Here is a 19,094-nt window from a genome sequence, read left to right as displayed (position 1 = left end):
TAAGGATAGACAATGGCAAAAAGAAAAATCGTTAAGAAAAAAGTCGTAAGAAAAAGTATAGCAAAAGGTATCGTTCATATTAGCGCTACATTTAACAACACAATGATCACTGTAACTGATGAGATGGGTAATGCTATCGCATGGAGTTCAGCTGGCGGTCTGGGCTTTAAAGGTAGTAAAAAATCAACTCCATATGCAGCACAGCAAGCAGTTGAAGATGCACTAAATAAAGCAAAAGAGCATGGCATAAAAGAGGTCGGTATCAAGGTTCAAGGTCCAGGAAGCGGTCGTGAAACTGCGGTTAAGAGCGTAGGAGCAGTTGAGGGCATTAAGGTAACTTTCCTTAAAGATGTAACTCCACTTGCACACAATGGTTGTAGACCACCAAAACGCCGCCGCGTCTAATAATAGAGAATAAATAGGAGAATTATTATGGCTAGATACACAGGACCTGTTGAAAAATTAGAAAGACGTCTTGGTGTTTCTCTTGCGCTTAAAGGTGAGAGAAGACTTGCGGGTAAAAGTGCGCTAGATAAGCGCCCATACGCTCCAGGACAACATGGACAAAGAAGAGCAAAAATTAGCGAATACGGACTACAACTTCGTGAAAAGCAAAAAGCAAAATTTATGTATGGTGTAAGCGAGAAGCAGTTCCGCCGCCTGTTCCAAGAAGCAGCTCGCAGAGAGGGCAACACAGGTGCTCTTTTAGTTCAGCTACTTGAGCAAAGACTTGATAATGTAGTTTATAGAATGGGCTTTGCAACGACTCGTCGTTTTGCTCGCCAGCTTGTAACTCACGGACACATTCTTGTTAATGGCAAGAGAGTAGATATCCCATCTTACAGAGTTGAGCCGGGACAAAAGATTGAAGTTGCTGAAAAATCAAAATCAAATCCACAAATCATTCGTGCAGTTGATTTAACGGCACAAACTGGTATAGTTAGCTGGGTTGATGTTGAAAAAGAGAAAAAATATGGAATTTTCACAAGAAACCCTGAAAGAGAAGAGGTTATCATTCCAATAGAGGAAAGATTTATAGTAGAGCTTTACTCAAAATAATAAAGGATATAATGATGAGAAAGATTACTACATCAGCTTATATGCCTACTGAGATTAAAGTTGAGAGTGTTAGCGAGAATGTTGCCAAGATAACAGCTTATCCATTTGAGACTGGCTATGCTGTCACACTTGCGCATCCGCTTCGCCGTTTGTTATACTCTAGCACAGTTGGCTTTGCGCCGACTGGTGTTAAGATTAAGGGCGTGAGTCACGAGTTTGATAGTATGCGTGGCATGCTTGAAGATGTAGCGCTTTTTATTATTAACTTAAAAAATTTACGCTTTAAGTTAAAAAATGATAACGAGCGTGAAGTTATAGAGTATAGTTTCAAAGGATCAAAAGAGATTACTGGTGCTGATCTTTGCAATGATATCGTAGAGATTGTTAATCCTGATGCATATCTTGCGACGATAAACGAAGATGCTGAGCTTGAGTTTAGCCTTATTATACAAAAAGGTATTGGATATGTTTCAAGTGAAGATTTAAGGGGTAGTATAGAAGACGACTATATCGCTCTTGACGCCTTCTTTACACCTGTTAAAAAGGCTGTTTATGAGATAGAAAATGTCTTGGTTGAAGATAATCCAGACTTTGAAAAGATAGTCTTTACTATAACAACAGACGGACAAGTTGGTCCTATAGAAGCATTTAAAAATAGCCTTGAAGCAATGTATCAGCAAATGTCAGTCTTTAAAGGCGTGCTTGATATAGATGTTAATGCTCCGCTTCCAAGTTCAAATTTAAGTGGTGAGCATGCAAAGCTTTTCTCTAGGGTTGAGGAGCTAAATTTAAGCGCAAGAAGCTTTAACTGTATCGACAAAGCTGAGATTCGCTTTATAGGCGAGCTCGCTTTAATGGATGAAAACGAACTAAAAGATCTTAAAAATTTAGGCAAAAAATCTCTTGATGAGATTAAAGCCGTTATGGAAGAGATCGGCTATCCCGTTGGCACAGATTTGTTAAAAGATAGCAAAGAACAGCTCAAAAAGAAAATAGCTGAGCTAAAGTCACAAATGAAAGAATAATAAGGACAGGTAATGAGACATAAACACGGATATAGAAAACTTGGTCGCACCTCATCTCATCGCTCTGCATTGCTTAAAAATTTAGCAATTGCGATCATAAAAAGCGGCAAGATCGAGACAACTCTACCAAAGGCAAAAGAGCTTAGAAGCTATGTTGAAAAACTTATCACAAGAGCTAGAAAAGGCGACTTTAACGCTCATAGAGCAGTTTTTGCAAGTCTTCAAGATAAAGAGAGCACAAACAAACTAGTTACAGAAGTAGCACCGAAATATGCTACAAGAAATGGCGGATACACTCGTATCACTAAAACTAGAATTCGCCGTGGCGATGCTGCCGAAATGGCTTATATAGAGCTAGTTAGCGAATAATTTATACACTCTAGAGAGCGTATGCTCTCTAGAATATTACATTTTTTTGATATTTCACTTTTTACATACAAATTCTCAGCTTTAAATTTTACTTGTAAAAATTGATTTTGTCCCCTATATTTCACCTTTTAATCCCATACTAAATTTAAAAAAGATATAATAAAGCATTAAAAAAATAAAAAAGGAAAGATATGAGCAAACAGACAAAATACATATTTGTAACAGGTGGTGTTTTAAGCTCTCTTGGCAAGGGTATCGCAGCAGCCTCTATAGCAACACTTTTAAAGCACTCTGGCTTAAAAGTAAGTATCTTAAAAGCTGACCCATACATAAATGTCGACCCAGGCACGATGAGCCCATTAGAGCATGGTGAAGTTTTTGTTACTGATGATGGAGCAGAAACCGATCTTGACCTAGGACATTACGAGCGTTTCTTGGATGAAAATTTAAGCCAAGATAACAACTTTACAACAGGCAGAGTTTATAGCTCTGTTATAGAAAAAGAGCGTAGAGGTGACTATCTAGGCAAAACGATACAAGTTATACCTCATATCGTGGGCGAGATAGTTGAACGCATTAAAAAGGCTGGAGAGGGCAAGGAAATTTTGATTGTCGAGATAGGTGGCACAGTGGGTGACATCGAGGGCTTGCCCTTTTTGGAGGCTATACGCGCGCTAAAAAGCGAAGTCGGTCGCAAAAATGCGATGAATATCCACCTAACCCTAGTCCCATATATAAAGGTAGCTGGTGAGCTAAAAACCAAGCCAACACAACACAGTGTTGGTGAATTGCGCCGCATAGGCATAACGCCAGATATGATCGTTTGTCGTGCAGAGATGGCGCTAAGCCGCGAGTTAAAAGATAAGATTGCTTTTAGTTGCGGAGTTGAACGAAACTGTGTTATTGAAAGTCAAGACTGTCAAAGCATATATCAAATACCGCTTTCATTTTTAAAACAAGATATTTTGACGCCTATTTCAGAATTTTTAGGGCTTGGGGAACTAAAACCAAACATGAAAAACTGGGATAGCCTAGTAAAACGCATCATAGCCCCAACAAACGAAACTACTATAGCCTTTGTCGGCAAATATGTGGATCTAAAAGAGAGTTATAAAAGCCTTACCGAAAGTATTATACACGCTGGAGCCACTCTTGATGCAAAGGTAAATTTAAAGTGGATAGATAGTGAAAAAATAGAAGATGAAAATGTCAATGAACTACTTAAAGATGTTGATGGTGTTTTAGTTGCTGGTGGCTTTGGTGAGCGTGGGGTAAATGGCAAAATTTTAGCAATCAAATTTGCCCGCGAAAACAATGTCCCGTATCTTGGAATCTGTCTTGGTATGCAACTTGCGCTCATAGAATTTGCTCGCAATGTTTTAAAACTGGAGGACGCAAATTCTGTTGAATTTAACAAAGAGTGTAAAAATAGCATAATCTATCTAATTGATAGCTTTATTGATGCTCACGGAAAAGAGCAGATACGAACGCATAAAAGCCCGCTTGGTGGGACTATGAGGCTTGGCTCATACTCATGTGATGTCAAGGCTGGTTCGCTTTTAGCTAAAATTTATGGCAATCAAAAGCATATCATCGAGCGTCATCGCCACCGCTTTGAAGCAAATCCTCAGTATAAAACAGCATTTGAAAAGGCAGGACTGCAAATAAGTGGCACAAGCAATGGACTGATCGAAGTTGCCGAACTAAAAGAGCATAAATTTTTTATCGGAGTGCAATTTCATCCTGAATTTACAAGCCGCCTAACAAGACCAAACCCAACTATACTCGGTTTTGTCGGTGCAAGCTTGGACAATGCTAAGTAAGGAAAATATTAGGAATTTACTTGAGCTTAGATTTGAAAAAGATATTCATAAAAAGCTTTCAGAAATTCCTAAACCAAGCGCCCTAAAAGACATATATAAGGGTGCAAATCGTATAAAAGAGGCAATAAAAAATAACGAACACATCGGTATAGTTGGGGATTATGATGTGGATGGCGTTGTCTCGAGTGCGATAATGGCTGAATTTTTTGATGATATAGGGGTGAAAAACTATCAAGTTCGCATACCAAACCGCTTCAAAGATGGCTACGGGCTAAACCCTGAGATCATTGATGAGCTTGGCAATATAAGCTTGATAATAACCGTTGATAATGGTATTAGCGCACATGAAGCGGCACAAATTTGCGCTGAGCGCGGGATAGATCTGATTATCACAGATCATCACATGCCACCACCAGAGCTTCCAAAAGCCTACGCTATTATCAATCCAAAACAAGATGATTGCGAGTTTCCAAATATCGAAATTTGCGGTGCGCAGGTGGCATGGTATGTTGTTGGCGCACTTAAAGAGGTGCTTGGCATTGAGTATGATATGGCAAATTTTTTAGATTTGCTTGCCATTGCTATTATCGCTGATATGATGGAACTTCGCGATATGAACCGTATTCTTGTAAGGCTTGGAATTTCGCGTATAAACAGCTCAAAGCGTGTAGCTTTTAGGGCTATAAAAGAGTATTACGGCAAGGATAAATTTGAGTGTGATGACATTAGTTTTCTCATCGCTCCTCTTATAAACTCGGCTGGCAGGATGGATGATGCGATTAATTCTTTTAACTTTTTACACACCAAAAATTTAAAAGAGGCAAATGATTATCTTGATATGATTGTAGATTTTAATAACTCGCGCAAGGAAGAAGAGCGAGCACTTTTTGAGAGCTCATTAAAAGATGTAGAAAATGATGAAAACATTATCGTTACATGGGGCGAAAACTGGCACGAAGGCGTTATAGGCATAGTTGCAAGTCGCCTAGCAAAACACTTTAAAAAGCCAGCGATCGTCTTTAGTATCGATAAAGGGCGCGCAAAAGGCAGTGCAAGAAGCGTTGGAAAGCTTGACATACTTTCACTTATAGCCCAACACTCATCACTTTTAAGTAGCTACGGCGGTCACAAGGGTGCAGCAGGGCTTGTTTGTGAGCCTGAGAATTTACAAAAATTTAAAGAGGCTATAAATGGCTCATGCTTTTTGATGGATATGCATAAATTTTGCCGCTCCGATGAACTTTTGGGCAATATAAGTGCTAATGAGATTGATTTTGAGCTGCTTGAAATTTTGGAGTTTTTTGAACCTTATGGGCAAAAAAATCCTAGACCAATATTTCAACTAAGCCAAGCAACAGTCAAAAATGAAAGAGTTATAGGCAAAGAACAAAACCATCTAAAGCTAGTTTTGGAAAAAGACGGCAAGACGCTTGAAGCGCTATTTTTTAACTTCACACGCCATGTTCGAGTGGGAGAAAATATCGATATAACATTTTCAATCTCAAAAAACTCATTTCGCGGACTTGTAACGCCACAACTGTTAATCCGTGAGCTAGTTGAGTGAAAATTTAAATTTTAGTTGTATAATAAATGTAAAAATTGGAGAGAAAAATGATACCATTTAGTGATAAAGAACTACTAAAGCCCGTACAGATAACGCTTAATAAGGTTCGTCCTATGCTACAAAATGATGGTGGAGATATGGAGCTTTTGGGTATAAAAAATGGCAAAATTTATGTTAGGCTAGTTGGGCACTGTCATGGTTGCACTGCTAGTGGCACGACACTAAAGTACGGAATAGAGCGACAGCTTCGCATAGATATACATCCTGAGCTTGAAGTTGTAAATATACCACTGGGTGAGGACTTTGACATTGACAAATTATAAAAAATTAGGGCTTAAAAGCTTTAAACGAGCTAAATTTGATGAAGCTGCAACATATTTTTCGCTTGCTTATGAGCAAGAAAAAAGTGAAAATTTACTCTTTTTCATCATGCTTTGTAGCCTTGCCAAAGAGAGTCCAGACGAGGCAAGAATGCTATTTGAGTACTCATTTAGCAAAGACGCTCGCAATGAAGATAACAGCCTAAACGAGATACTTGAAGTGCTTGAAAGCAAAAGTATTGAACCAGATGATGAACTTGAAGAGCAAGACGCCATAATGTATGATGACTTTAAGCGTTTAAGCAATCAAAATGGTTTTAAAAAAACATTTGAAAACATCATGTTTTCTACTCGTGTCATGATCTCAAATAAAGATGACTTTTTGGAATTCGTTCGAGATCTTATAAAAAATGACTTTTTGGAAATGGGCATAAACTACCTAGAAAGCGCGGCCGTGATGTTTGGCGGCGATGAGCGTATAGATGAACTTTTTGCTGAAGTAAAAAAGAGAAAAAACGATGAAAATTTACATAGATAAAAATTTTATAACAGACAACTCCACAGAGTGCGAAAGCGGTTGTTGCTTTTTAAAAACTAATGCAAATGAGCGCTTTGTAGGTGACGCAAAACGCAAAGGGGCAGAGGTTATTAACGCACAACAAGCCAAAGTCTTGCTAGGCATAGATCAAAATTTGCGCATCATAGGCATAACTGGTACAAATGGCAAAACGACAACCGCAGCACTCATAGCCCACGCCCTAAATGCACTTAGTCATAAAACAGCTTTGGCTGGTACTCGTGGGGCATTTATCAGTAATGAACGCATAGATGCAAAGTCGCTCACAACTGCTCCCATTCTTGGTACGCTTGGATATTTAGTGTCGGCTACAAAAGCTAAATGTGAGTTTTTGGTAATGGAAGTAAGTTCGCATGCTATTGCACAAAATCGTATTGATGGACTAGACTTTGCACTAAAAATTTTTACAAATCTCAGCCAGGATCATTTAGATTATCATGGCACAATGGATGAATACGCTCGTGTTAAAAACAGCTTTTTAACTGATGAGAGTGTAAAGATAATTAACATAGATGATAAATTTGTAAAATTTAACCCCATAAATGCTACTACATACTCGCTTCACAGCGCTGACTTTTCGCCAAATAGCTTTAACTTAGATAGTGGCATAATGGCTGACATAAAAACACCAAATGGCATAGCTGTAAATTTGCATTCGAGCCTTCAAGGCGAGTTTAACTTACAAAATTTACTGGCCGCATTTGCCGCACTTTGGAGATTAAATATAGCAAGCGATGATAAAATAGCTAACGCTCTTAAAACATTTAATGGCGTAGAAGGTCGCATGCAGGTTGTCTCAAACAGTCCACTTGTTATTGTGGATTTTGCTCATACCCCTGATGGTATGGAGAAAATTTTACAAGCTTTACGCCATAAAAAACTGGTTGTTGTCTTTGGTGCTGGTGGCGATAGAGACCGAACAAAACGCCCAAAAATGGGTACTATCGCGCAGCGTTACGCTCGCTTAGCCATTGTAACAAGCGATAATCCACGCAGTGAAGAGCCAGAGGCTATTATAGATGAAATTTGCGCTGGTATGAAGCTAAATGGCTCAGTTTTGCGTGAAGCCGACAGAACAAAAGCTATAAAGATAGGGCTTGAAAATCTACAAGGAGACGAGGCTCTAGTGATACTTGGCAAAGGCGATGAGGACTATCAAGAGATTAAAGGCGTAAAACACCATTTTAGTGATGCTGAAGTTGTAAATGAAATTTTAAAGGATAAAAAATGAAAATAGAAGTGCTAGCTGGTAAAATCCACCGCGCAACAGTAACAGACGCAAACCTTAACTATGTGGGCTCTATTAGCATTGATGAAAAACTGATAGAAGCTGCTGGGCTTTGTGAGTGGCAAAAGGTTGAAATTTTAAATGTAAATAATGGGGAGCGCTTTAGTACTTATGTCATAAAAGGCTCAAAAGGACAGATCTGTCTAAATGGTGCAGCTGCTCGTAAAGTTTGCGCTGGCGATATCGTGATAATCGTTGCATACGCAACTATGAGTGAGAAAAAAGCTAAAAGGCACAGACCAAAAGTAGTAATGGTAAATGAGAAAAATGAGATAGTAAAGGCAAAAATTTAATTAAAATCTGTCATAAGCTCTTGGCAAAACTACCAAGAGCTGTGTATTTAAGCTAGTTTGCCTAACTTATCCTTTAAAAACTCGCTAAACTCATCTTGTGTTAAAACACGCTTGCCTCCAAGAGTAGCCTTTGCTTCTTTTCCAAGTTCTACTAAAACCTTGCGATTGTCAGCACTTTGAGACTTGCCATGCTTTTTAAGGATATTGTTTAACTCATGATCTTCTGAGAAATTCACTAGCTCTGCGTCTTTTGCCATGTTAGCTCCTTATAAAAATGTGATAATATTATAACTTAAATTTTGTAAATATATAAACTTATGAAAGATAAAATTTTTAAGCCTTTTGGCTTTTTGTAGCAATTTTAGAATATTTTAATTAAACACATAATGCTATCTTAAGTATTTTATAATTAATAAAATACCAATTAATTGGATAAATTTTAAAAAAACGCTTTTTATTTGCTCTCTTCATAAACTCCAATACTTAAAATTTTATCCAACCTAGTTGATACAAGCTCGTCTATCTCAAGCCGCTCAAGCTTTTCAAGCTCATTTACAAAATACTCACCAAGTGCCTTTGCTGCGCTATTTTTATCACGGTGAGCTCCATTTACAGGCTCAGCTATGACATCATCTATAAGATTTAAAGACTTAAGGTCATCGGCCGTGATCTTCATAACCTTCGTGGCTTGCTCTTGCTTACTTGGGTCATTCCAAAGTATTGCAGCACAGCCCTCTGGTGAGATGACTGAAAATACCGAGTTTTTCATCATCGCCAAGCGATCAGCCACACCTATAGCCAAAGCACCGCCACTTCCACCTTCGCCGATGACGACTGCGATGGTTGGGGTTTTAAGATTTGCAAACTCAAATAAATTTCGTGCGATTGCTTCACTTTGTCCGCGTTCCTCGGCGCCAACGCCAGGGTATGCACCTGGAGTGTCTATTAAAAATAATATAGGCAAGTTAAATTTCTCAGCCATTTTCGCTACGCGTAAAGCCTTGCGGTAACCTTCTGGATGTGGCATACCAAAGTTGCGTTTTAATTTATTTTTTGTTCCCCTGCCCTTTTGCTCGCCAATAACAACAACTTTCTTGCCAGCCAAATATCCGATAAAACAAACTATGGCAGGATCGTCACGATATGCTCTATCGCCATGAATTTCGTAGTAGTCGCTTAGTAAAAGCTTGATATAGTCGATCGAATAGGGACGATCTGGATGACGAGCCAGCTGCAAGCGCTGGTATTCGTTTAAGTTTTTATAGACTTTTACAACCTCTTTTTCAAGGTTTTTGTTTAGAATTTCAACCGCATGCTCGTCGCCTTTGATCTTGGCATTAGCGATGTCGTCATCAATCTGCTTGATACTCTTTTCAAAGTCTAAATAACTTGACATTAATTAACCTTTTTAAATATCACTGATCCGTTTGTGCCACCAAAACCAAATGAATTACTCATTACGGCATTGAGTTTAGAATTTCTGGCCACATTTGGCACATAGTCAAGATCACACTCAGGGTCAGCTGCAAACTGATTTATAGTAGGGGGTATAATACTATCACGCATAGCCATCAGCGAGACAACTGCCTCTATCGCGCCAGCTGCACCCAGGCAGTGTCCTGTTTGACCCTTGGTTGAGCTTACCGGTGGGATGTTGCTGCCAAAAATTTCTTTTAATGCAGCAGTTTCATTCTTATCATTTGTCGGAGTTGAAGTACCGTGCGCATTTACATAGTCTATCTTGATATCTCCAGCCATTTTAAGAGCCTGCCTCATTGCACTTACTGGACCTTCAAGAGTAGGCGCCGTTATATGATGAGCATCACCACTTTCACCAAATCCGACCACTTCAGCGTAAATTTTTGCCCCTCTAGCTTTTGCGCTCTCATACTCTTCAAGAACAAGTGCGCCTGCTCCCTCCCCCATCACAAAACCATCTCTTTCGCCATCAAATGGTCTTGAAGCATGCTGCGGATCGTCATTTCTTGTAGAAAGTGCCTTCATCGCAGCAAAACCACCGACGCCAACACCGCATATCGTAGCTTCAGCACCAACAACAAGCATTTTCTCAGCTTGTCCTAGCATTATACATTTAGCACCTTGTGATATGGCGTGAGTTCCTGCTGCACAGGCTGTTACACTTGATAAATTTGGACCCTTAAGTCCGTGGTTTATCGAAACTATACCGCCAAGCATATTAACAAGCGCAGATGGAATGAAAAATGGCGAAATTCTCTTAACGCCTTTTTCCATTAGTATTTGCGAATTTTTTTCTATATTTGGTAAGCCGCCGATACCAGCAGCGGAGCTTACACCAAAATTTTCGGCATCAAATTCATCCAGATTTGCATCTTCCATCGCCTCTTTTGAAGCTTTGATACCAAGTTGTATAAATCGATCAACCTTTTTAACCTCTTTACCATCCATAATCGTGTTTGGATCAAAGTCTGTTATCTCGGCTGCTATTTGAACAGGAAAGTCTGTTACATCAAATGATATTATGCGTTTTACGCCACTTTTCCCCTCGCAAATAGCCTTAAATGAGCTCTCTTTATCAAGCCCAAGCGCGTTGATCATGCCGATACCAGTTACTACAACTCGTTTCAATGCTTCTCCTTAGTTTAAGTAAAGTAAGTAAATTGAGGTTACTTGCCTATTTTTTCTACATAAGTTACTACATCAGAGATACTTATAAGTTTTTCAGCCTCACCATCTGGGATCTCTATGCCAAATTTTTCCTCAAGTGCCATAACAAGCTCAACTACATCAAGACTATCAGCACCCAAGTCTTCTATGATTTTTGATTCAAGCTTTACAGCATCTGGTTCAACGCTAAGTTGCTCTACAACCACATCTCTTACATCATCAAATATTGCCATTTTTGTTCTCCTTATAAAAAATCGCCACTATTTTATAATATTTAAGCTTAAATTAGCCCTACATATAAAGTCCGCCGTTTATTTTAAGCACTTCACCAGTCGTGTAATTGGCGTAATCACTTAGCAAAAATGCCACGCCGTAAGCCACTTCCGCAGCACTTCCCATGCGTTTTAATGGTATATTTTGCTCATAGTTTGCACGCACTTCATCACTTAAAACAGCTGTCATTTCAGTTTCGATAAAGCCCGGAGTTATAGCATTAAAACGCACATTTCTACCAGCTCCCTCTTTGGCAAAGCTCTTTGTCATCGCTATCATACCACCCTTGCTAGCTGAGTAATTCACCTGCCCAGCGTTGCCCATTTCGCCAACGATTGAGGCGATATTTACAACTGAACCGAAGCGTTTTTTACTCATCACTTTTAGCCCTTCACGGCAGCCGATGAACGCACTTGTAAGATTTGCATCTATCACACCTGTGAATTCATCTGTTTTCATTCGAAGTGCTAGTTTATCATTAGTAATGCCAGCGTTATTTACAAGATAGCTAAGCTCGCCATCGCATTCAACTATCAAATTTATAGCCTTTATAAACTCATCTTCATCTGTTACATCAAATTTCACAACCGCAGCCTGTCCGCCAGCGGCTATGATCTCGCTCATCAAAGTGTCTGCTATCTCTGGTTTTGAGCGGTAATTTATCCATACTTTTAGCCCAAAATTTGCTAAAATTTTAGCGATCTCTGCGCCAATACCACGACTTGCACCAGTAACTAAAACATTTTTTCCTGAAAATTTCATTTTTATCCTTTTATTAATTTTTCTCTATTGAAACGCCTCTTAGTCCAATGTCGCATTTTGATTTTGGATCAAGGCTGTATGATATACTTGTGATTTTGCCAGCAACTATGTAGCTTTTACCTTTGCTTAGAGTTGCAATATTATCAGCTTTTGAATTTTCTGGCACATAGGTAAGATCCGCACTACCTGCTTTAAACGAAGCGGTATTTCCTAACAAGGAGCTAGATGATATGTGAGTGAGTTCGCCTTTAAATTTTATCATTTTGTTGTTGTAATTTTGTATTGCTCTTGCTTCGTTTTCTTTCCACTCATTGCATATAGTGCTTGGATTGATCTCGGTTGCAAGTGTCGCACCGCTTGTAATTTTGTTTATGCTATTTAGCGCACTTGAAACTTCAGCGCAACCAGCAAAAACTCCAGCCAGCGCAACAGCTAAGCTAAATTTTAAATACCTTTTCATCTTTTTCCTTTGTATTTTATTTTTTTGAAACACAGAAATTTAACAAATCTTAGATAAATTTTACAATTTTTTTAAAATTTCGTCTGTTGTTTTTACATCCGCAAAAATTCCATTCATTGCAGCCATAAATGATATATGAGCGATATTTGCGTCTATCTTTGTGCCGTTAAACTCAAGCTCTTTTGTAGCACAAGCATCATGAGCCAAACTCACACTAAAGCCCTTTGCAACGGCTGAACGCACACTAGTATCTATACACATGTGACTCATCATGCCGCAAATTATGAGATTTTTAATATTTAAGCGTTCTAGCTCATGTCCTAGTTTAGTGTTTAAAAATGCGTCTGTAAAATGCTTTACAACGACAAATTCACCATCTTTTGGCGTTAATAACTCATGAATTTGCGCACCGTTTGTATTTGGTGCGAAAAATGGTGCATTTTCGCTCTCAAAAATATGCTGAACATGAAAAATCGGTGCATTTAGCTGTCTAAATTTTTCAAGCAACGCTTTTGCATTTTGTGCCGCTTTTATCGGCTCGTAAAGCTCGGATTTGCCACCTTGAAAATAGTCATTTTGTATGTCGATTATGACAAGTGCTGTATCTTTCATCTTTTCTCCTTTGTTAGTTTAATTTTAAAATAGCGCTTCGTTCATCTCGCTTGGTTTTTCAAGCCCCATGCATTTTAGAACACTTGCTGCGATGTTGCTAAGCCCCATGCCGCTTTTTAACTCACTCACACCATCAGCCGTCACAAAGCAATACACATCAAGAGTCGTGTGATTAGTTAGCATCTCTCCACTCTCATCACGCATAGCTTCGCAGTTGCCGTGATCGCTAGTTTGGATATAGGCGTAGTTTTTTGCCTTTGCTTTGGCTAAAATTTTGCCCAAGCACTCATCAACTGCCTCAACCGCCTTTACAGCCGCGTTAAAATCGCCCGTATGCCCGACCATATCGCCATTTGCAAAATTTACCACGATGAAGTCAAACTCCGCATCAATCGCCTTTAAAACCGCATCGCATACTTCATAAGCACTCATCTGTGGCTTTTCGTCGTATGTTTTTACCTTTGGGCTAGGCACAAGAACGCGAGTTTCGTTTATCTCAGCATCTTCTACTCCGCCGTTAAAAAAGAAAGTTACATGGGCGTATTTTTCCGTTTCTGCGGTGTGAAACTGCGTTTTACCAGCTTTTGCGATGACATTTGCAAGAGTGTTTTGTAAATTTTCTTTTGGGATTAAAACTGGATAGGTGAATTTCGCGTCGTATTCGGTCATCGTGATTAAATTTCGCACGATAAATTTTCGCTCAAACTCGCTAAAGCTCTCGCCTCCAAATGCACTTACTAGCTCACGCATTCTATCATTTCTAAAATTTATAAAAATCACGCCATCATTTTCGCTAATGCCTTTAAAATCATTAAAAGTAGTAGGTGTTATAAACTCATCAAGCTCATTTTTAGCATAGCTTTGCGAAATATACTCGCTTGGCGTAATACTAAGTGGCGTTAAAGCCCCAAAGTACGCATCATAAGCCTGTTTTATACGCTCAAAGCGATTGTCTCTATCCATGGCGTAAAAGCGACCGCAAATGGTTGAAATTTTCATCTTTTGCTCGGCTGATTTTACAAGCTCAAATGCTGATTTTGGCGATACATCGCGACCATCTGTGATGATGTGAGCGTGTGCGTTGCAGCCATTTTGCAATGCCAAATCATACATGGCATGAAAGTGATTAAGGTGCGAATGCACTCCGCCGTCTGAGTAAAGTCCGATGATATGAATATTTTTGCAAGTTTTAAACATTTTGCATAAATTTTCATTGGTTTTAAAATCACCATTTTTAAAAGCTAGATCAATTTTTACCAAATTTTGATATAAAATCCGTCCGCTCCCTATCGTCATATGTCCAACTTCTGAGTTGCCCATTTGTCCTTCAGGTAAGCCAACAGCAAGACCGGAAGTCTTTATTAAAGTATTTGGCGTGTTTTTAAATAGCCACTCATATGTTGGCTTTTTAGCCGCGGCAAATGCGTTAAAATTTTCACTCTCGTTATGTCCTATACCATCAGTTATTACAAGTATGGTTTTTTGTGCCATTTTTGCTCCGAATTTATCATTTTTTTAGTGGCATTATACTAAAATTAGCCTTTTTAAAAATAAAGGCAATATTTTGTTTTACTATCTTAATGGGATTATAAATTTAAACTTTTTTCAGTATCTTACGGTTCGTGCTGGACTTTCATTTTTCGTGGCATTTGTGCTTACTGTTTGGCTTATGCCTAAATTTATACGCTGGGCGAAGGCTAAAAACGCCAACCAACCCATCTACGAACTAGCTCCCAAAACCCATCAAGAAAAGGGTAAAACGCCGACTATGGGCGGACTTATTTTTGTATTTTCAGCGATTGCGGCTAGTCTGCTTTGTGCTAGGCTAAGCAACGCCTATGTGCTGATCTCGCTACTATCTTTGGTGGGATTTGCTGGGATTGGATTTTTTGATGATTACTCAAAGATTGTAGGCAAAGCCAACCACGCAGGACTAACGCCAAAGGCTAAAATGCTGCTTCTTACGACGCTTTCGCTCGTTGTCTGTTCGCTTTTGTATTTTTGCACGGAGCTTGGCGGGGCGTTTTGGATGCCGTTTTATAAATTCCCACTCTTTGATCTTGGCGTATTTAGCATTGCGTTTTGGATGCTTGTCATCATTGCCACTTCAAATTCTGTAAATTTAACCGACGGACTAGATGGACTTGCGACCGTGCCTAGTATATTTTCACTGATCACACTTGGTATCTTTGCCTATCTTAGCGGACACGCCGTGTTTAGCTCGTATCTTTTCTTGCCAAAGATTATAAATTTAGGCGAAGTCATCATCGTCGCATCGGCACTCATTGGCGGATTGCTCGGTTTTTTATGGTATAACTGCTATCCAGCACAGGTGTTTATGGGCGATAGCGGAAGTTTAAGCCTTGGCGGATTTATCGGACTTATGGGTGTGATGAGTAAGAATGAAATTTTGCTGATTTTAGTTGGATTTGTCTTCGTGATCGAAACGCTAAGCGTGATCTTGCAAACTACAAGCTACAAATACCGCAACAAAAAGCGGATATTTTTAATGGCACCTATTCATCATCACTTCGAGATGAAGGGCTGGGCGGAGAATAAGATCATAATTAGATTTTGGATCATCGCTTTGATGGCAAACTTAGTTGCGCTTATCGCTCTAAAACTTCGATGAGAGCGGTAATAGAGCCAAATTTTAAGATTGCAAAAGAGCGATATGATAAAATTTTGGCTGAAATTTTATCATATACCGATTACTGCGATGAAAACGGCGATGAAGATGGCAAAAGGTATGAAGTTTTAAAGCAAAATATCAAAGCTATAAGTGGCAAAAATGCCGATGAGTTTGATGTCGTGGAGTGGTGGGAGGCTGATGGAGCCGAAAATATCGCATTTGACATCGCTTTGCCAGAGCCAAATCTCGTGCCAGACATCACAAAGACCGAGCTTGCCGAGATCATTGAGCGTATGTGTAGCTTTTGCGAGAGAGAATTTGATGATGAGTTTTTAGATGCATTTTATGGCAGGGCGGTGTATGGAAGCTATTTTCACGACTTTTTAGAGTTAAATTTTAAAGATAGTTATAGCCATAAACTATTTACAAGACAGAAAATAAATGGCGAGATGGTCGAGCTTTCGGCTGATGAGATAGTTGAAATTTTATGGGCTGATAGAAATTGACGCGAAATTAAAATAAAGGCGAGTTGTTTTGATGATTTTAGTTTGCGTGGCAATTTCGGCAAACTAAGCGATCTGCAAATATCAAAAGCCTTAAAAGGGTAAAATATGAAAAAAAGTTTATTCGGATATGGTGGCACGACAAAAGCGATCGCAAAGAGCGGTGGTTGGGATATTTACGATGATAAATTTAGCGAAATTTCATCAGATGAGTTTGGCAACCGCTTGTTGCCAGTGAGTGAGTTTTGCCCCGAAAATAGCGAGATTGAGATTACAAGCCCGGGCATACCACCAAGTCATGAGTTTATTAAAAAGGCTAGAAATTTAACTAGCGAGTATGACTATTTTGCCGATAAATACGGCATAAATTTGCCATTTTGCGTTTGGATCAGTGGCACAAATGGCAAGACTACGACGACAAAGATGATGCAACATCTGCTTGAAATTTACGGCTCGGTTATGGGCGGAAACGTCGGTACGCCGCTAGCCAAACTAGACCCAAATGCCAAAATTTGGATACTAGAAACTAGCTCATTTACGATGCACTACACATTTCGCGCAAAGCCCGGTATATATGTGCTTTTGCCGATCACACCTGATCATTTGTCATGGCACGGCGATTTTAGCGAGTATGAGAAGACAAAACTAAAACCACTTTCATATATGGGCGAAAACTCGGTTGCGATCGTGCCTAAAATTTACGCCGACACCCCCACAAAAGCCTGTGTTATAAGCTATGAAAACGAGACGGATTTGGCTAAATTTTGCGGTGTAGATGAGAGCGAGATAGCCTTTAAAACGCCGTTTTTAATGGATGCACTCTTAGCCCTTGCGGTAGAGAAAATTTTACTTGATAAGTGTGATGTAGGCAGATTAAATAAATTTGTCATTGAGCCAAATAAACTTGAAGAGTTTAGCGATAAATTTGGGCGTGTTTGGGTAAATGACACGAAGGCTACAAACATCGACGCAACGATACAGGCAATAAAACGATATGATGGTAAATTTTTGCATTTAATCTTGGGTGGCGACAATAAAGGTGTGGATTTAAGTCCAGTTTTTAAGGCTTTGAGTGCTAAAAATGTGCAAATTTATACGATCGGATCAAATAGTCAAAAGCTAACTATTTTAAGCAAAAAATTTGGCATAAGGTGTGTAAAATGCGATTTTTTAGAAGTTGCGGTTGGTGAGATTTCAAAGGTATTAAAAGTAGGCGAGATCGCGCTTTTAAGCCCAGCTTGTGCGAGTTTGGATCAGTTTAAAAGCTATGCCGAACGAGGGGATAGGTTTAAGGAATTTGTTAATCTTTTAGAGGTAAAAATATGAATAAAATTAAAATTTCTTGGTTTAGCTTTACGATAATTACTGCATTTTATATAACGGCACTTAATTACAATTTTTTTAAATATATTTATGACAACATAGAACAAAGCAACTTTATTATAACTACAAGCATCATAATTGCTTATTTTTTATCAAGTCTAATTATATTTTCAATGCTTTTTATAAAAGGCTTAACAAAACTCATAAGCATACTATGTATCAGTGTAACATGCATTGGAAGCTACTTTATATATAAATACAGTATTTTTCTAGACTATAGTGTGATTGGTAATGTTTTTAGAACAAATGTAGCAGAGGCAAAAAGTTTTATTGATATAAATTTAATGTTATATCTAATCTTTGCACTCATCATACCTAGTATTTTGATATTATTATGCAAGATTGACTGCAAAAACCATTTTTACATTAAACTTAGGCTACTTTTGATTGGCTTGTTGGGTATTTGTATATGTGTTTTGCCTTTTAAGCATACTATTCAAAGCTTTTACAATGATAATGTTCAAATTAAATTTTTGACTCTTCCATTTTATACAATATATCAAGGATACAAATTCGTAAAATTAGAACTAAAAAAACCACCTAGAACACACATAGGATTAGATGCAAGCATTAATTTAAATCAAGATGGAAAGCTACTTATTTTTATAGCTGGAGAAAGTGCAAGAGCTGCTAACTACTCAATAGGGGGGGGGTACAAGCTTAATGACACGAACTTTTATACTAAGCAACAGTCAAACTTAGTATATTTTTCTAATGTAATATCATGCGGAACATACACAACATACTCTATTCCTTGTATGTTTTCAGCCTCAACAAGAGAGCAATATAGTCTAAATGAAAATCAAGATAATATTTTTCACATACTAGCAAAAGTAGGCGTAGATATAACTTGGCTTAGCACGAACAATACCCAAGGCAGATGCGAAGGTGTTTGTGATGAAATACAACATAACAAGAAAAAATTCTTTTTTCCAGAATTTGATGGTGTATTACTTGAACCATTGCAAAAAAATATTATAGATGATCATAAGACAAATCAAATCATCGTTTTGCATACTCGAGGCTCACACTACCCATATAACGAAAGATACCCCAAAGAATTTTCTAAATTTTTACCAGACTGTTATTCTAAAAACTTAGATAATTGCGATCAAGCTAGCTTGATAAATGCCTATGATAATTCTATTTTATACTCAGACTATCTACTGACAGAAATCATCAAAATAACTCAAAATTTAACAAAAGATGTGATTGTGTTTTTTATTTCAGACCATGGACAAAGCTTAAGAGAAAACGGCTTTAACATGCACAGTGCGCCGTATGATATAGCGCCTATTGAACAAAAGCATGTGCCAATGATGATATATTCAAATAAAAAAGAAATTTTAGAAAGATTACAATACAAAAAAAATGTCAAGCTAAGTCATGATAATATTTTTTCTTCCATATTAGGGTATTTTGAGATTCAAACAAGCGTATATGATGAAAAATTGGATTTATTTAAATAATTTGAATTTAAGCAAAAAATTATCTTTAAAAAGGTA

The 19,094-nt window shown here is 38.3% G+C and carries 22 protein-coding genes; 14 read left to right on the top strand and 8 right to left on the bottom strand.

What is annotated here, in order from left to right:
* Window positions 1–12: 12 nt before the first annotated feature.
* From rpsK to panD, 10 genes are all read left to right on the top strand, one after another.
* Complete coding sequence (gene rpsK / locus U5B17_RS05780) at window positions 13–405, top strand: 30S ribosomal protein S11 (protein WP_430804414.1); 393 nt, start codon at window positions 13–15, stop codon at window positions 403–405.
* Between the two features lie 27 nt (window positions 406–432).
* Window positions 433–1,059 carry a 30S ribosomal protein S4 gene (gene rpsD, locus U5B17_RS05775; RefSeq protein WP_430804413.1) on the top strand — a complete coding sequence of 209 codons (627 nt, stop codon included), beginning with the start codon at window positions 433–435 and terminating at the stop codon, window positions 1,057–1,059.
* A gap of 14 nt (window positions 1,060–1,073) precedes the next feature.
* Window positions 1,074–2,084 (top strand): DNA-directed RNA polymerase subunit alpha, encoded by a 1,011-nt coding sequence (locus U5B17_RS05770; protein ID WP_430804412.1) that lies wholly within the window; start codon window positions 1,074–1,076, stop codon window positions 2,082–2,084.
* A 12-nt stretch (window positions 2,085–2,096) separates the two neighbouring features.
* Window positions 2,097–2,453, top strand: a complete 357-nt coding sequence (gene rplQ, locus U5B17_RS05765) for a 50S ribosomal protein L17 (RefSeq protein ID WP_230056816.1) — start codon at window positions 2,097–2,099, stop codon at window positions 2,451–2,453.
* A 191-nt stretch (window positions 2,454–2,644) separates the two neighbouring features.
* A complete protein-coding gene (gene pyrG, locus U5B17_RS05760; protein ID WP_430804411.1) occupies window positions 2,645–4,276 on the top strand; it encodes a CTP synthase in 1,632 nt (543 codons plus the stop codon).
* Complete coding sequence (gene recJ / locus U5B17_RS05755) at window positions 4,266–5,840, top strand: single-stranded-DNA-specific exonuclease RecJ (RefSeq protein WP_430804410.1); 1,575 nt, start codon at window positions 4,266–4,268, stop codon at window positions 5,838–5,840. The genes pyrG and recJ overlap by 11 nt, the downstream gene beginning before the upstream one ends.
* Before the next feature lie 47 nt (window positions 5,841–5,887).
* Window positions 5,888–6,163, top strand: coding sequence for a NifU family protein (locus U5B17_RS05750; protein ID WP_430804409.1), 276 nt, complete (start codon window positions 5,888–5,890; stop codon window positions 6,161–6,163).
* Window positions 6,150–6,698 (top strand): histidine kinase, encoded by a 549-nt coding sequence (locus U5B17_RS05745; RefSeq protein ID WP_430804408.1) that lies wholly within the window; start codon window positions 6,150–6,152, stop codon window positions 6,696–6,698. The genes U5B17_RS05750 and U5B17_RS05745 overlap by 14 nt, the downstream gene beginning before the upstream one ends.
* Window positions 6,679–7,968 carry a UDP-N-acetylmuramoyl-L-alanyl-D-glutamate--2,6-diaminopimelate ligase gene (locus U5B17_RS05740; RefSeq protein WP_430804407.1) on the top strand — a complete coding sequence of 430 codons (1,290 nt, stop codon included), beginning with the start codon at window positions 6,679–6,681 and terminating at the stop codon, window positions 7,966–7,968. The genes U5B17_RS05745 and U5B17_RS05740 overlap by 20 nt, the downstream gene beginning before the upstream one ends.
* Window positions 7,965–8,318, top strand: a complete 354-nt coding sequence (panD, locus tag U5B17_RS05735; RefSeq protein ID WP_430804406.1) for an aspartate 1-decarboxylase — start codon at window positions 7,965–7,967, stop codon at window positions 8,316–8,318. Before U5B17_RS05740 ends, panD begins: the two co-directional genes overlap by 4 nt.
* Window positions 8,319–8,365: 47 nt before the next feature.
* Here the strand turns inward: panD and U5B17_RS05730 are convergent, their stop codons facing one another.
* The 8 genes from U5B17_RS05730 to gpmI all read right to left on the bottom strand — a co-directional run bounded on the left by U5B17_RS05730 (window position 8,366) and on the right by gpmI (window position 14,562).
* Window positions 8,366–8,575, bottom strand: coding sequence for a hypothetical protein (locus U5B17_RS05730; RefSeq protein WP_430804405.1), 210 nt, complete (start codon window positions 8,573–8,575; stop codon window positions 8,366–8,368).
* A 197-nt stretch (window positions 8,576–8,772) separates the two neighbouring features.
* Complete coding sequence (gene accA / locus U5B17_RS05725) at window positions 8,773–9,714, bottom strand: acetyl-CoA carboxylase carboxyl transferase subunit alpha (protein WP_430804404.1); 942 nt, start codon at window positions 9,712–9,714, stop codon at window positions 8,773–8,775.
* Window positions 9,714–10,925: a beta-ketoacyl-ACP synthase II gene (locus tag U5B17_RS05720; RefSeq protein WP_430804403.1), complete on the bottom strand. Its 1,212-nt coding sequence runs from the start codon at window positions 10,923–10,925 to the stop codon at window positions 9,714–9,716. Before U5B17_RS05720 ends, accA begins: the two co-directional genes overlap by 1 nt.
* Window positions 10,926–10,963: 38 nt before the next feature.
* Window positions 10,964–11,197: an acyl carrier protein gene (acpP, locus tag U5B17_RS05715; protein WP_230056826.1), complete on the bottom strand. Its 234-nt coding sequence runs from the start codon at window positions 11,195–11,197 to the stop codon at window positions 10,964–10,966.
* A gap of 58 nt (window positions 11,198–11,255) precedes the next feature.
* Entirely contained in the window at window positions 11,256–11,999 is a 744-nt protein-coding gene (gene fabG / locus U5B17_RS05710; RefSeq protein ID WP_430804402.1) for a 3-oxoacyl-ACP reductase FabG, read from the bottom strand.
* Between the two features lie 13 nt (window positions 12,000–12,012).
* Window positions 12,013–12,459, bottom strand: a complete 447-nt coding sequence (locus U5B17_RS05705; protein WP_430804401.1) for a hypothetical protein — start codon at window positions 12,457–12,459, stop codon at window positions 12,013–12,015.
* Window positions 12,460–12,519: 60 nt separating this feature from the next.
* Entirely contained in the window at window positions 12,520–13,071 is a 552-nt protein-coding gene (locus tag U5B17_RS05700) for a cysteine hydrolase family protein (protein WP_430804400.1), read from the bottom strand.
* A 24-nt stretch (window positions 13,072–13,095) separates the two neighbouring features.
* Window positions 13,096–14,562, bottom strand: coding sequence for a 2,3-bisphosphoglycerate-independent phosphoglycerate mutase (gpmI, locus tag U5B17_RS05695; RefSeq protein WP_430804399.1), 1,467 nt, complete (start codon window positions 14,560–14,562; stop codon window positions 13,096–13,098).
* 73 nt (window positions 14,563–14,635) lie between these two features.
* Here gpmI and mraY point away from each other — a divergent pair, with 73 nt between their 5' ends.
* The 4 genes from mraY (at window position 14,636) to U5B17_RS05675 (ending at window position 19,058) form a co-directional block, all read left to right on the top strand.
* Complete coding sequence (mraY, locus tag U5B17_RS05690; protein WP_430804398.1) at window positions 14,636–15,703, top strand: phospho-N-acetylmuramoyl-pentapeptide-transferase; 1,068 nt, start codon at window positions 14,636–14,638, stop codon at window positions 15,701–15,703.
* Window positions 15,700–16,209 carry a hypothetical protein gene (locus U5B17_RS05685; protein ID WP_430804397.1) on the top strand — a complete coding sequence of 170 codons (510 nt, stop codon included), beginning with the start codon at window positions 15,700–15,702 and terminating at the stop codon, window positions 16,207–16,209. Before mraY ends, U5B17_RS05685 begins: the two co-directional genes overlap by 4 nt.
* 105 nt (window positions 16,210–16,314) lie before the next feature.
* Window positions 16,315–17,532 carry a UDP-N-acetylmuramoyl-L-alanine--D-glutamate ligase gene (murD, locus tag U5B17_RS05680; protein WP_430804396.1) on the top strand — a complete coding sequence of 406 codons (1,218 nt, stop codon included), beginning with the start codon at window positions 16,315–16,317 and terminating at the stop codon, window positions 17,530–17,532.
* Window positions 17,529–19,058 carry a phosphoethanolamine transferase gene (locus tag U5B17_RS05675; protein WP_430804395.1) on the top strand — a complete coding sequence of 510 codons (1,530 nt, stop codon included), beginning with the start codon at window positions 17,529–17,531 and terminating at the stop codon, window positions 19,056–19,058. The genes murD and U5B17_RS05675 overlap by 4 nt, the downstream gene beginning before the upstream one ends.
* Window positions 19,059–19,094 lie beyond the last annotated feature (36 nt).

It is taken from the genome of Campylobacter australis, from assembly GCF_050586305.1.
GTDB lineage: Bacteria > Campylobacterota > Campylobacteria > Campylobacterales > Campylobacteraceae > Campylobacter_A.
Note: the sequence above shows the minus strand (reverse complement) of the source record. Positions and strands in the feature narration are given on the sequence as shown.

Excerpts from the sequence above, each read along its gene's own strand:
- U5B17_RS05770 (WP_430804412.1), top strand. The coding sequence starts at position 1,074 with ATGAGAAAGATTACTACATCAGCTTATATGCCTACTGAGATTAAAGTT.
- fabG (WP_430804402.1), bottom strand. The coding sequence starts at position 11,999 with ATGAAATTTTCAGGAAAAAATGTTTTAGTTACTGGTGCAAGTCGTGGT.
- pyrG (WP_430804411.1), top strand. The coding sequence starts at position 2,645 with ATGAGCAAACAGACAAAATACATATTTGTAACAGGTGGTGTTTTAAGC.
- rplQ (WP_230056816.1), top strand. The coding sequence starts at position 2,097 with ATGAGACATAAACACGGATATAGAAAACTTGGTCGCACCTCATCTCAT.
- murD (WP_430804396.1), top strand. The coding sequence starts at position 16,315 with ATGAAAAAAAGTTTATTCGGATATGGTGGCACGACAAAAGCGATCGCA.
- U5B17_RS05700 (WP_430804400.1), bottom strand. The coding sequence starts at position 13,071 with ATGAAAGATACAGCACTTGTCATAATCGACATACAAAATGACTATTTT.
- U5B17_RS05740 (WP_430804407.1), top strand. The coding sequence starts at position 6,679 with ATGAAAATTTACATAGATAAAAATTTTATAACAGACAACTCCACAGAG.
- U5B17_RS05675 (WP_430804395.1), top strand. The coding sequence starts at position 17,529 with ATGAATAAAATTAAAATTTCTTGGTTTAGCTTTACGATAATTACTGCA.
- rpsD (WP_430804413.1), top strand. The coding sequence starts at position 433 with ATGGCTAGATACACAGGACCTGTTGAAAAATTAGAAAGACGTCTTGGT.
- accA (WP_430804404.1), bottom strand. The coding sequence starts at position 9,714 with ATGTCAAGTTATTTAGACTTTGAAAAGAGTATCAAGCAGATTGATGAC.
- panD (WP_430804406.1), top strand. The coding sequence starts at position 7,965 with ATGAAAATAGAAGTGCTAGCTGGTAAAATCCACCGCGCAACAGTAACA.
- recJ (WP_430804410.1), top strand. The coding sequence starts at position 4,266 with ATGCTAAGTAAGGAAAATATTAGGAATTTACTTGAGCTTAGATTTGAA.
- acpP (WP_230056826.1), bottom strand. The coding sequence starts at position 11,197 with ATGGCAATATTTGATGATGTAAGAGATGTGGTTGTAGAGCAACTTAGC.
- U5B17_RS05685 (WP_430804397.1), top strand. The coding sequence starts at position 15,700 with ATGAGAGCGGTAATAGAGCCAAATTTTAAGATTGCAAAAGAGCGATAT.
- rpsK (WP_430804414.1), top strand. The coding sequence starts at position 13 with ATGGCAAAAAGAAAAATCGTTAAGAAAAAAGTCGTAAGAAAAAGTATA.
- U5B17_RS05750 (WP_430804409.1), top strand. The coding sequence starts at position 5,888 with ATGATACCATTTAGTGATAAAGAACTACTAAAGCCCGTACAGATAACG.
- U5B17_RS05730 (WP_430804405.1), bottom strand. The coding sequence starts at position 8,575 with ATGGCAAAAGACGCAGAGCTAGTGAATTTCTCAGAAGATCATGAGTTA.
- gpmI (WP_430804399.1), bottom strand. The coding sequence starts at position 14,562 with ATGGCACAAAAAACCATACTTGTAATAACTGATGGTATAGGACATAAC.
- U5B17_RS05705 (WP_430804401.1), bottom strand. The coding sequence starts at position 12,459 with ATGAAAAGGTATTTAAAATTTAGCTTAGCTGTTGCGCTGGCTGGAGTT.